Source organism: Glycomyces tenuis DSM 44171, assembly GCF_000427885.1.
Lineage (GTDB): Bacteria > Actinomycetota > Actinomycetes > Mycobacteriales > Micromonosporaceae > Glycomyces > Glycomyces tenuis.
In genome coordinates this window covers 23030-35255 of sequence record NZ_ATYW01000027.1, presented here as the reverse complement: position 1 = coordinate 35255, position 12226 = coordinate 23030, and the positions used below count along the sequence as shown (strand labels likewise).

9 protein-coding genes are annotated in these 12226 nt (G+C 68.3%); 3 read left to right on the top strand and 6 right to left on the bottom strand.

Annotated features, from left to right (window positions below):
- Window positions 1-100: 100 nt before the first annotated feature.
- Together YWW_RS0123145 and YWW_RS0123140 are read right to left on the bottom strand one after the other, a co-directional pair.
- Window positions 101-1450, bottom strand: coding sequence for an endo-1,4-beta-xylanase (locus YWW_RS0123145; protein WP_425402710.1), 1350 nt, complete (start codon window positions 1448-1450; stop codon window positions 101-103).
- 122 nt (window positions 1451-1572) lie between these two features.
- Entirely contained in the window at window positions 1573-3366 is a 1794-nt protein-coding gene (locus YWW_RS0123140; RefSeq protein WP_081687705.1) for an RICIN domain-containing protein, read from the bottom strand.
- A gap of 477 nt (window positions 3367-3843) precedes the next feature.
- Between YWW_RS0123140 and YWW_RS36715 the strand changes: the two genes are divergently transcribed.
- Both YWW_RS36715 and YWW_RS0123130 read left to right on the top strand, forming a co-directional pair.
- Window positions 3844-5349 carry a non-reducing end alpha-L-arabinofuranosidase family hydrolase gene (locus YWW_RS36715; RefSeq protein WP_211228668.1) on the top strand — a complete coding sequence of 502 codons (1506 nt, stop codon included), beginning with the start codon at window positions 3844-3846 and terminating at the stop codon, window positions 5347-5349.
- Between the two features lie 128 nt (window positions 5350-5477).
- The gene (locus YWW_RS0123130; protein WP_026931963.1) at window positions 5478-6191 is read left to right on the top strand and encodes a FadR/GntR family transcriptional regulator; all 714 of its coding nucleotides are present in this window, start codon (window positions 5478-5480) and stop codon (window positions 6189-6191) included.
- On the opposite strand, the gene YWW_RS0123125 is transcribed toward YWW_RS0123130, so the two are convergent.
- The 4 genes from YWW_RS0123125 to YWW_RS0123110 all read right to left on the bottom strand — a co-directional run bounded on the left by YWW_RS0123125 (window position 6180) and on the right by YWW_RS0123110 (window position 10851).
- Window positions 6180-6947, bottom strand: a complete 768-nt coding sequence (locus YWW_RS0123125) for an ATP-binding cassette domain-containing protein (RefSeq protein ID WP_026931962.1) — start codon at window positions 6945-6947, stop codon at window positions 6180-6182. The genes YWW_RS0123130 and YWW_RS0123125 overlap by 12 nt on opposite strands.
- Window positions 6944-7975: an ABC transporter substrate-binding protein gene (locus YWW_RS0123120; RefSeq protein ID WP_026931961.1), complete on the bottom strand. Its 1032-nt coding sequence runs from the start codon at window positions 7973-7975 to the stop codon at window positions 6944-6946. The genes YWW_RS0123125 and YWW_RS0123120 overlap by 4 nt, the downstream gene beginning before the upstream one ends.
- 42 nt (window positions 7976-8017) lie before the next feature.
- The gene (locus YWW_RS0123115) at window positions 8018-9022 is read right to left on the bottom strand and encodes an ABC transporter permease (RefSeq protein WP_026931960.1); all 1005 of its coding nucleotides are present in this window, start codon (window positions 9020-9022) and stop codon (window positions 8018-8020) included.
- 191 nt (window positions 9023-9213) lie between these two features.
- A complete protein-coding gene (locus YWW_RS0123110; protein ID WP_051326225.1) occupies window positions 9214-10851 on the bottom strand; it encodes a GH39 family glycosyl hydrolase in 1638 nt (545 codons plus the stop codon).
- A gap of 281 nt (window positions 10852-11132) precedes the next feature.
- Between YWW_RS0123110 and YWW_RS0123105 the strand changes: the two genes are divergently transcribed.
- Window positions 11133-12185: a LacI family DNA-binding transcriptional regulator gene (locus YWW_RS0123105; protein ID WP_026931958.1), complete on the top strand. Its 1053-nt coding sequence runs from the start codon at window positions 11133-11135 to the stop codon at window positions 12183-12185.
- Window positions 12186-12226 lie beyond the last annotated feature (41 nt).

Below are 12226 nucleotides of genomic sequence, written 5' to 3'. Positions count from 1 at the left end.
ACAGCCGACGCTGCGAGCATTCCCGCTCCGGTGGCCAGGACCGTGCGGCGGGTGCCGGTGCGGTCGAGCCATGACATGAGAGATCACTGTCCTTCGATGCTTATCCGTGGGTCCATTGTTGGTTGGTGCCCCCGTGGCAGGACCACAGGTGGACCAGCGACCCGTTCGCCGTGCCGTANCCCGACACGTCCAGACACAACCCGGACTGGACGTTGGTGATCGAACCGTTCGCATTGAGATTCCAACGCTGGTTCGACCCGCCGTGGCAGTCCCAGATGATCGCCAAGGTCCCGTTCGCCGTCCCTGCGCCCTCGGCGTCCAGACACTTGCGCGAGGACCCCGAATAGACCGTCAGCTCACCGGCATCGGTATAGGTCCACTGCTGATTCGACCCGCTCCAGCAGTCGTAGATCTGCACCTGCGTCCCGTTCTGCGTCGACTGGTTCGGCACATCCAGGCACCGGCCCGACCCCACACCACGCAACGGACCGCCGTCACCGGACGGCGGCGGCTCGTCACCGCCGTTGTTCAACGCGTCGAGCACGGCGTAGTACGCCTCCTTCTTCTGGTAATTGCGGTCGAGCAGCAGCGGGGTCTCGTCGCCGCGCCACGAGTGCAGGTCGGTGATGCCCCAGGTGGTGATGCCGGTGCAGCGCTCGACGTTCATGCACGCCTCGGTGACCTGGCGGTACACGTTGGCCTGGGCGCCGCCCGAGCCGCCGACGTCGAGCTCGGTGATCTGCACGTCGACGCCGAGGTCCGAGAAGCGCTGGAGGTTCGCCTGGTAGCTGCTCATGTCGGAGTTGGATCCGAGGTGGGACTGGAAGCCCACGCAGTCGATCGGCACGCCGCGCGACTGGAAGTCGCGGACCATGTTGTAGATCGCGGTGCTCTTGGCGTTGATGCCGTCGGTGCCGTAGTCGTTGTAGCAGAGCTTGGCGTTCGGGTCGGCGGCTCGGGCGGCGCGGAACGCCTCCTCGATCCAGCTGTTGCCGAGCTGCTGCTGGAGGTTCGACTGACGGCGCGAGCCGTCCCACTCGAAGGCTTCGTTGACCACGTCCCAGGAGTGGATGTCCCCGGCCCAGTGCCCGGCGACGCCGCTGATGTGGTCGAGCATGGCCTGCCGCAGGTCGTTCCCGCCCAGACCTTGGACCCAGCCGGGCTGCTGGGCGTGCCACACGAGCGTGTGGCCGCGCACGGTCATGCCGTGGCTCTGGGCGTAGGCGACGATCTGGTCGCCGCCGGAGAAGTTGAACTGGCCCCGGTTCGGTTCGGTGGCGTCCCACTTCATCGCGTTCTCGGCAACGAGGCTGTTGAAGTCCGCGTTCAGCGCGGACGAGTAGGCGCCGTCGCTCAGGAGGCTCGGCACGACGGCCGCGCCGAAGTACCGGCCGCTCTCGGCGGCGGAGGCGCCGAGCGTGTCGGCGGCATGGGCGGTGCCCGAGGACATGAGGAGCGCAGCGGCAGCTGTTATGCCTGCGGTCGAGACCGCCGCGATCGCCGACCATATGCGTCGCCGTCGCCTGCGTGGATTGTCGAACATTGTTGATCCTTCGTTTTCAGGGTTATGGATTACGAGAAGGTCCATTGCTGGTTGGTGCCGCCGTGGCAGGACCACAGGTGGATCAGGGAGCCGTTGGCGGTGCCGTAGCCCTCCACATCGAGGCAGAGGCCCGACTGGCGGTTGGTGATCGAGCCGTCGGCGTTCAGGTTCCACTGCTGGTTGGCTCCGCCGTGGCAGTCCCAGATGATCGCCGTGGTCCCGTTCGAAGTGCCCGCGCCGTTGGCGTCCAGGCACTTCGTGGAACCGCCGGAGTAGACCGTCAGCTCACCCGAAGGGGTATGGGTCCACTGCTGGTTCGCGCCGCCGTGGCAGTCCCAGATGTTCACCTGGGTGCCGGACTCGGTGGAGTCGTTCGGGACGTCGAGGCACCGGCCCGAGCCGGAGCCGATCAGCTGCCCGGTCTCGATGGTGCCGCCCTGGCCGCCGGGAGTCAGGTAGACGGCGTAGGCGTCATTCGGCTGCTGGAAGTTCACCGGCACCGAGATCGAGCCGCTCGAGGCGTCCACGTCCTGCTCGAACACGACCTGCGGGGCGTTCAGCGGCGCCTGCTCGGGCATGCGCTGAACGGTGACGTGGACCGTGCCGTCCACGACCAGCCACGGCGTCGACGACAGCCCGTCGAAGACGACTGTGGTCGGACCGGTGCGGCCGTTGATGTCGCCGATGATGGCGACGGCCCGCTCCGCGGTGCTGTCCTTGGACGCCGAGATCGCGGTGCCGCCGACCTGCTCCGAGGTGGATACCAGCGTCCCGGTCATCTCCGCGTACGCCTGCATCGTCCACCACAGGCCTGTTCGCTGCCCGTTGTCGGTGAGCAGGCCCGTGAGGTTCGGGGTCAGGCAGCAGAACCAGTTGCCGCGCAAGGCGTTGGTGTAGTCGGATTGGGCGAAGCGGGCGAGGTACCAGGCGAGGACGTTGGTGGTCTGCATGCCCGCGGGCTGGTACTCGTTGGCGGTCATCGGGAGCGGCGGGATGCCGTTGGCCTCCAGGGCGTCGAGCGTGGACCGGCCGACGCTGACCGGATCGTCGATCTCGCCCAGGGTGTGGTTGGCGATCCAGTCGGGGAGGGTGTCGGCGGTCTTGGTGTGCTCCAGCCAGGTCTGCCACTGCTGCGGGCGGCGCTCGGGCGTGTAGGCGAACGACGGCCCGAGGACGTCCGCGTTCGGATCGACGCGGCGGATCTCGCGGACGGCGGTGTCCCACATCTGGAAGTACTGCTCGCTGTTGACGCCGCGCGTCCAGAAGATCTCGATGTCGGGTTCGTTCCAGATGTCGTACGACATCGGCATCCCGGTGTCGCGGAGCTCCCCGACGACGGTGGCCACGAAGTTCGCCCAGTTCGAGCAGTCGCCGTTGTCGCACGGGTACATCGTGTCGGCCCCTTGGCCCCCGTATGCGCCGTAGACGTCGCTCAGGATGACCTGGTACTGCGCCTCGTACGGGGGCGCGGTGAAGCGCTCTGCCTGGGCGGTGATCGAGTCGATGATGGTCTGGGTGGCCGGGCCGTACCGGTAGCCGTCTTCGATCCATCCGCGGGTCATGTGCCCGCCGGCGCGGAAGGCGTTCATGCGCAGGGGTTCGAGGTGTTCGTCGGTCGGTTGCGAGCCGTCGCCGGTCACGCCGTACAGGAATCCCAGTCCGACCCCGGTCGCGGGGCCGGTCTCGGCGGCGAGGTCCACGTTCAGCGGCGTTTGCGCCCGGCTCTCGCCGGGGGTCACCACGAGGACGGCCAGCACCAGTGTCAGAACCGCGGCGAGCGTCGTCGCGGCGCCGCTCCGTCGTGTTATCGCTCTCAATTTCATGGTCGCCCCATTGTCGCGAGGTCAGTGGAAGACGTGGTCGTCGGCGCTCCGGGAAAATCCGTGCCGCGAACGACGGAGGCTCGGCAAGCGCGGTCGTCGGTGCCGGGTGGGCGACCTCGCCGGTCCGGGGCTCCAGAGGCGGTGGCATCGAAAATTTCGGAACTCAAACCGAAAGTTATGTGCTCAGTACTATAGATGGAGTTCAATGTGTCGTCAAGTCGCGGCGATGCGATGGTCTGGTGCGCTTGGGTCACTGCCTCGGGGCCGCATCGAGCTCGCCGCCGAACTGATCATGTGCGTCGGCGCCGCCCTGCCGAGATGATCGCTTCGCATCGACCTATTTACATATCCGAAGGTATCTGGTTATCCTGTCTCAGTGGAGCTTTATTTTCGGTAAAGCTATCGAAATTTTCGGGCATCCACGAACTTGTGAACGGTAACAGGTCTGTACGGCCGCTACCAGAAAGGCCCCCCACAATGAAACTGTCCATAACCCGAGCACGGATCGCCCGGCTGGCGACCACGTTCGTGGCCGCTCTCGTCGCGGCAACCCTCTCCGCAGTCGCCGATCCGAGTCCTTCCCCGGCACAGGCCGACCCCCTCCCCTCGACGTTCCAGTGGGAGTCGACCGGAGAACTCGTGCGGCCGCAGCAGACGGCACCGGGCCGGACCCTGGTGTCGGTCAAGGACCCGTCAGTGGTGAACGTGGACGGCCAGTACCACGTGTACGCCACCACCGCCGACACCGGCGGCGGCTGGTCGCTGACCTACTTCGGCGGCTTCACCGACTGGTCGCAGGCCGGCTCGGCGCCGCAGACGCACCTGACGACCACCGCGATCGGCGGCGGCTACCGGGCCGCCCCGCAGGTGTTCTACTTCGAACCGGACGACCAGTGGTATCTGGTCTACCAGACCGGCCTGCCCTCCTTCTCCACCATCGACCATCCCGGCGCCCCGCAGACCGCCTCGCCGGCGCGGAACTTCATGACCTCCCACGGGATCGCCGACGGGACCTCGTCCTACATCGTCGACTACTGGGTCACCTGCGACGAGGTGAACTGCTACCTGTTCTTCAACAACGACAAGCAGCAGTTCTACCGCGCCCAGACGACCGTGGCGGAGTTCCCCAACGGCTTCGGCGACGTCGAGCTGTTCATGCAGTCCTCCAGCAACGACCTGTTCGAGGCCACCAATGTCTACAAGGTCGGCGACACCGACCAGTACATGCTCATCGTGGAGGCCATCGGCTCGGACGGCGCCCGCTACTTCCGCTCCTGGACCTCGAACCGGCTCGATGCCAACTTCGGGGAGTGGACGCCGCTGGCCGCCAGCGAGTCGAACCCGTTCGCCCGGTCCAACAACGTCTCCTTCCCCGGCGGCGCCTGGACGCGCGACATCAGCCACGGCGAGATGGTCCGGACGAACCCCGACCAGACCATGCAGATCGACCCGTGCGACATGGAATACCTCTACCAAGGACGCGACCCGTCCTCCGGCGGCGACTACTCCCAGCTCCCTTACCGCCTCGGCGTCCTCACCCACACCAACCCCACCCCCGACTGCGGTGACGAGCCGCCGCCGTCCGGTGACGGCGGTCCGTTGCGTGGTGTGGGGTCGGGCCGGTGCCTGGATGTGCCGAACCAGTCGACGCAGAACGGGACGCAGGTGCAGATCTACGACTGCTGGAGCGGGTCGAATCAGCAGTGGACCTATACCGATGCCGGTGAGCTGACGGTCTATTCGGGGTCCTCGCGCAAGTGTCTGGACGCCGAGGGCGCAGGGACGGCGAACGGGACCTTGGCGATCATCTGGGACTGCCACGGCGGGTCGAACCAGCGTTGGAATCTCAATGCGAACGGTTCGATCACCAACGTCCAGTCCGGGTTGTGTCTGGACGTGTCGGGGTACGGCACGGCGAACGGGTCGCTGGTCCACCTGTGGTCCTGCCACGGGGGCACCAACCAACAATGGACCCACGGATGACCGGCTGAGACATGGCTGAGACGCCGGACGGACGGTGCGGGCCCGACCGGGCCCGCACCGGTCCCGCCGTGGACAAAAGATCAGATCAATATTGCGGCTCGGGGGGCGACTCGGCGATACTTGCTCTCATGTCCCGCACCGACGATGTCGTCAACGGCATCAAACGCATGATCTTGGAGGGCGAACTCCGCCCGGGCGAGCGGCTGCCCGTGGAGAAGGAGCTCGCCGAGACGCTGGGCGTATCGCGGGGTTCGCTTCGCGAAGGCGTCCGGGCCCTGTCGATCCTCGGCATCCTCAACACCCGCCAGGGCGACGGCACCTACGTCACCGCCCTCGACGTCTCACAGCTGCTCGCGCCGATGGGATTCGTGGTCGACCTCCAAGGCGAGGGACAGACGAGGCACGTCCACGCCATCCGGCGCCTGCTGGAATGCGAAGCGGCTCGGCTCGCCGCCACCAGGATCACCGACGAGGCGCTCGACGAGGCCAAGGCTCTGCTCGACGAGGCCGAACGCCTCCTCGACAAGGCGCCCGAGGAGCACGAGCGCGTGATCGAGATCGACATCGCCTTCCATCGCCTGATCGCCGCGCACACGGGCAACCCGGTGCTCATCGGGATGATCGAGGCGCTGGCCAGCCGGACCGTCAGAGCGCGGCTGTGGCGGAGCCTGCGGGAGGAGGGGGTCGACCAGCGCACGCACGAGGAGCACATCGCGATATGGCGCGCGCTGCGGGCGCGCGACCCCGAAGCCGCCAGGATCCGCATGGCCAACCATCTGATGGGCGTCGAGGAGTCCCTGTCGGAGCTGCCGGCCGACGGCGACACACCGCTAGTCGAGTGACTCGGTCGTGAGCGCGCCGGTCATCGCCGCGACCAGGTCGTCGACGGTGGCCTCCGCGGCGGTGAACCGCGCGGTGCGGCGGCCCAGGCGCATGACCTCGACGCGATCGGCGACCTCGAGGACCTGCGGCATGTTGTGGCTGACCAGCACCACCGACATCCCGGCGTCGCGCACCCGCTGGACCAGCTCCAGGACCCGGCGGGTCTGCACCACGCCGAGCGCCGCGGTCGGTTCGTCGAGGATGACCACGTCGGTCGCCCAGATGACCGCCCGTGCGACCGCCACGCTCTGCCGCTGGCCGCCCGAGAGCATCGAGATGGGCGTGGTGACCCGCGGAATCCGCACTCCGAGCTGCTCGAGGGCCTCGGCGGCGCCGCGGCGCATCGCCCGTTTGTCGAGCAGCCCGATCCGCCCCAGCGGCCCGCGCCGCCTGATCTCGCGCCCCAGGTAGAGGTTGGCGGCGACGCTGAGGTCGTCGGCGACGGCAAGGTCCTGGTAGACCGTCTCGACTCCGGCGCGGCGCGCGTCGACCGGGGACGCGAATGCCACGGCACGCCCGCCGAGTCGGATCTCGCCCCCGTCGGGCGGGTGCACTCCGGACAGCACCTTGATCAGGGTGCTCTTCCCCGCGCCGTTGTCGCCGATGAGCGCGACCACTTCGCCGTGGTGGACGGTCAGGTCCGCACCGCTCAGGGCCTCGACGTGTCCGAAGCGCTTGACGATCCCTCGGGCCTGGAGGACCGGCTCGCCGCTCACTGGTCCACCGGCGGATTGTCGCAGCTGGGTTCCAGGACCGCCCGGACCTCTTCGGAGTCGATGTTCTCCGGCGTCACGAAGGTCACGCCCGTGTCGGCCGAGGCCATCGGCGTGCCCTCCCGCAGGTGCTCGACCATGTTCGCCACGCCGAGGTAGCCCATGTTGAACGGGTTCTGCACCACCAGCGCGGAGATCTGCCCCTCGCGCAGGGCGGCGATCTCGTCGGGCGCGGCGTCCCAGCCGATGATGACGACCTCCCCGGCCCTGCCCGCGGCCTCCACTGCCTGCACGGCGCCGAGGACGCTCGGTTCGTTGGCGGCGAAGATGCCCGCGAGGTCCGGGTTGGCGGTGAGGATGTCCTCGGTGACCCGGCGGGCCTCGTTGACGTCGCTGTGGCTGGGCTGCTGGCCGACCAGGTTCAGGTTCTCGTATTGGGAGAGCCCTTCGGTGAAGCCCTCGACGCGTTCGGTGTTGGTCTGGGAGCCGGGTTGGAACTCGATGAGCGCGACGTCGTGGTCGCCTTCGCCGAGCGCCTCGGCGAGCAGATCGGCCGCCTCGACGGCTCCGGCCCGGTTGTCGGTGGCGTAGAGGGGGACCTCCTCGGGCTGCGGGTCGGTGCCGGAGTCGATCATCGCCACCGGGATGCCCGCGTCCAGGGCGCCCTGCGTGGCCGGTGCCAGGGCCGCGGAGTCGGTGGCGGCGTACACGATGCCGTCGACGTCCCGGGTGACGAAGTTCTGGATGAGGTTGACCTGGCCCTCCACTTCGGTCTCGGCGGCGACGCCGTCCCATTCGACGGTGACGTCCCCGGCGCGCTCGGCGGCGCATTCGGCCCCGGCGCGGACCGTGTTCCAGAACTCGTGGCCGACCGCCTTGGGGACGACGGCGAGCTCCAGCGGGCCGTCGGTGGTCCCCTCACCGCCGTCGCCCGATTCGTCGCGGACCTCCACGCCGCCGCAGGCGGCGACGGTCATGGCCGCCGCCGCGGCGAGCACTGCGAGGCCGCTGCGAGCCTTGCTGATTGCCATTGTCTTGTCCTTCCACGGTGAGCGGTGGCGGCCGCCGGCGCCTCAGCCTCGGGATTCGAGGCGCCGGCGGCGGAACTGGTCGAAGTAGACGGCGGCCCAGATGATGATGCCGACGATCAGCTGCTGGTAGTGGATGTTGATGCCGAGCAGCACCGAGCCGTTGCGCACCAGGGCGATCAGGAACGCGCCGATGAGGGTGCCCATGATGCGTCCTTGGCCACCGAACAGGCTGGCGCCGCCGATGACCGCCGCCGCGATCACGTCGAGCTCGAGTCCGATGCCGTAGTTCGGCTGGCCGGAGTTCACCCGTGAGGCCGCGATCATCCCGCCCAGGCCGACGAGCACGCCCGCGAGGACGTAGACCGCCGTCAGATTGCGGCGCACGGGGATACCGGCTCGGCGGGCGGCCTCCAGATTGGATCCCATGGCGTAGACGTGCTGGCCGAAGCGCGACTGGGAGAGCAGGTGTCCCGCGGCGAGCGCGACTGCCGCGGTCACCACGATGGCGAAGGGGATGCCGGCGATCACCCCGTTGCCGAGCAACTGGAACGACTCGGGGAGGGAGTAGACGCCGACGGCGCCGGTGACGATGAAGACCAGGCCCCGCGCGGCGGACATCATCCCCAAGGTGGCGATGAAGGGCGGGAGCCGCGCGAGCGACACCAGCAGGCCGTTCACCAGGCCCGCCGACGCGCCGACGCCGACCGCGACCGCGGTCGCCTCCCATACCGAGAAGCCCAGGTCCCGGACCACCATGGCGCCGACGACCCCCGCGAGGGCGGCGACCGATCCGACCGACAGGTCGATGCCCTTGGTGATGATCACCATCGTCTGCGCGACGGCGATGATGGCGATGACCGCGGTCTGCGAGCCGATGTTGAACAGGTTGTCGGCGGTGAGGAAGTGCGGACTGGCCAGGCTGAGGGCGACGAACAGCACCACCAGCGCGGCCGCGGCGGTCACCTCCGAGACGGCCACGGAGATCCGCTCCCGCAGCCACTCCCCCAAGCGGTCGCGCCAACCGACGGCTTGCTCGACAGTCGTCATTGGACTCCGTATTGATCCGATCTTTCTTCCGGTAAAGCGCTATCATGTCACATCTATCGATACATTTACAAGCCTTTGCATCGATCTCCGTGGGAGGACGGATCGCGGCGCACACGGGCGAGGTCCGATGAATCGCGCCGAGCCTCGCCCGGGCCCCTACCGCCGCTGCCGCTGACGCGCTCTGCCGGCGGTCACGCCGACTGCCAGACGGACATCACCGCCCACGGGGCGAGTTCGACATCGAGGTCGAGCACGCCGGACTCGGGCACGGTCAGCGTGTATCTGAGGAGCGCGTCGGCGACGTCGCTCAGGTACCGGTGCTCGGCCCGGCTCGGGTTGAGCGGGCCGCCCAGGGCGTGCCAGGCCTCGGCGGGGTTGCCGTGCTCCCAGTCCAGGATCTCGACGAGGAACACGGCGCCCGGTTCGAGGCCGCCGATCGCATGCCGGATCCGCCGGCTCGGGCCCTTGTCGGCCAGCTCGCGCGTCGCCTCGTACGAATGCGCCGAACCGATGGCCCGCAGGCCCATGTCCTCGGGGTAGTTGAAGAACACGGCCGAGAACGCCGAGGTCCGGCTGTCGCGGGTGAGGGCCCCGTGGGGCGTCGAGAGGAGCAGCCGGTCGCCGAGCCGCCCGAGCATGTTGAACGCGTGGAACGTCGGCTTGTGGATGCCGTTCTCGTTCACCAGGCCGAACCCGCCGTGGAACGGTCCGATGCCGGCGCCGCCCTCTTCGAACACGTCGGTGAAGGCCCAGTAGGAGATCGAGTCGGCGAGGGCGGCGCACTGCAGGTACGACCGCGTGATGGAGGTGGCGGCGAACAGCGTGTCGTGCATGCGGTCGCGGGACGAGGGCGTCGTCGACCATTCGGTGATGTGGATTTCCGCGCCGGGGTAGGCGCTGTCGGCGATGAGCTTGCGGAGGACGGTGAGGTCGTCGACGGTCGCATCGGCGTACCGGGAGATGTGCACGGCCTCGCCGTCGGCCCCGAACGCGAAGTCGGTCGGGTACAGGTGGGTCGAGAGGAAGTCGATCGGGACTCGCCGCTCGGCGCACCAGGACATGAAGTCCTCGATCCACACCGGACGCCAGTCGAGCGCGTCCACGTCCTCGGCGGCGGCCGTCCCGTGGGCGGCGGACCGGTCTTCGACTTCGCCCTTGTAGCGGTCGTCGGGCACGAAGACGCTCGTCGCGGGCCCGCCGACCTTCAGCTGGGGATCGATCCGCTTGATGGCCGCCGCTGTCGCCTCGTAGAGTTCGAAGTACTCGGTCTTCGTACCAGTCCAGAAGTGGGGCACCAGGTTCGGCTCGTTCCACACCTCGAATCGCCATCGGCGCACTTCGTCGAGGCCGTATCGGTCGATCCAGTGCTCCACCGTGCGCGTCACCAGCTCGACCCAGCGGTCCATGTCCTTGGGAGGGCTGCAGTGCGCGCCCCACCAGAACAGGGTCCGGCGGACCGTCGCAAGCTCGCCCGGCATGAAACCCAGTTCGACGAACGGGCGGGCGCCGCATTCGAGGATGAAGTCGAAGACCTTGTCCACGTAGCTGAAGGTGTGGATCGGCGAGGCCAGTGGCGCGTTCGGGCCGAATCCTCCCCCATCGCTCTCCCGGTAGACGAACATGTCGTCGTGGAAGACGCCGTGGAAGCGGATGTAGCGGAATCCGAGAGTGTCGACGGCCTCGGCGAACTGCCGCTGCCAGTCGGCGCGCAGTGCCTCGTTGGCCCTTCCGGCACCGACGCACTCGGACCAGACGTGCGGCAGCTCGGTCTCCTCGCGCGGTTCGCCGTCGATTCGGATTCGGGATTCGGTCGTGCGCTTGCCCGCCATGGCCTCACTTCGTCTCGTCGGTTCGTGTTCTCAGCGGGCCTCGGCCGGCTCCGGGGCCGGCGAGGCGGCCCTTGCGGGCCTTGATCGCGCCGGGCGACAGGTCTGCTCGCCGGTTTCGAGATGGTTCGAAAAATTTTCGAAAACTATTCGATCTCATCGCACGATACTTCGTGCCTCAGCGCATGTCAATCAAGGGATTGAAGTGCAATTATGTCGATTCCGTCGGTGAATCTGCGACATGGTAGGTTCGAAATGTTTTCGAAAAGATGGAGGGGAACATAATGAACCGGCGTCCGCGATCCGAGAAAGTGACCCTGGCGGATGTCGCACGGCGGGCCGGCGTCTCGCAGGCGACCATCTCGAAAGTCCTCAACGGACGCAGTGACGTGGCGGCCGGCACGCGGGACCGCGTCCTGCGCATCGTCGCCGAGATCGGTTACAAGCCGACGACGGCACGACACGAGCGGACCAGGAGCCGGGCACTCGTCACCGTGCTCGATTTCGTGGAGTCACGCTATGCGGGGACGGTGCTCCAAGGCATCCTCGTCGCCGCGACCGCCGCGACCGCCGCGACGGCCGAGCTCCGCCTCCGCCTGCCGCCCGACCCGTCGATCGGCGCGCGGAAGGAGGCCGCCCACGATTGGATCGCACAGCAGCGGGCTTCAGGCGCCGTCGGCCTCATCGGACTCGCCGTCGCCATGCCCGATCCGGTGCTCGACGCCGCCCGGGACCTCGATCTGCCGGTCGTGTCGATCGACCCGATCGACACGAGCGACTCCCGCGTCGTCAGCATCGGCTCCACCAACTGGGCGGGCGGGCGCTCGGCGACCGAGCACGTGATCGGCTTCGGGCACCGCAGGATCGCCTGGATCGGAGGCCCGGCGAGTTCCGCCCCCTCGGTCGAGCGATTTCACGGATACCGGGCCGCGCTCGAGGCCGCCGAGCTCGCCTCGGACCCGGCGCTGGTCCATCACGACGCGTTCTCGGTCGAGGCGGGATTCCGACGCGGCCGCGCTCTCCTCTCCCTGAGCTCGCCTCCGACGGCCATCATCGCGGGCAACGACGAGATCGCCATCGGGGTCATGGCCGCGGCCAAGGAGATGCGCGTCGACGTCCCCGGCGAGCTGTCCCTCACCGGATTCGACGACACGCCGCAGACCGAGTGGACCACACCCAGCCTCACGTCCGTCCGGCAGCCGCTCGCCGGCATGGGCAGGATGGCCGTCGAGACCGTGCTCGGCATGGCAGAGGGCGCCCAGCCCGCCTCCCGGCACCTTCAACTGGCGACGACCCTCAGCGTCCGCGACTCGACGGGCCCCGCCCCGCCGACCTGACCGGCCCCTGAGACGACCGCTGCGGCGGACGTATGCGACCG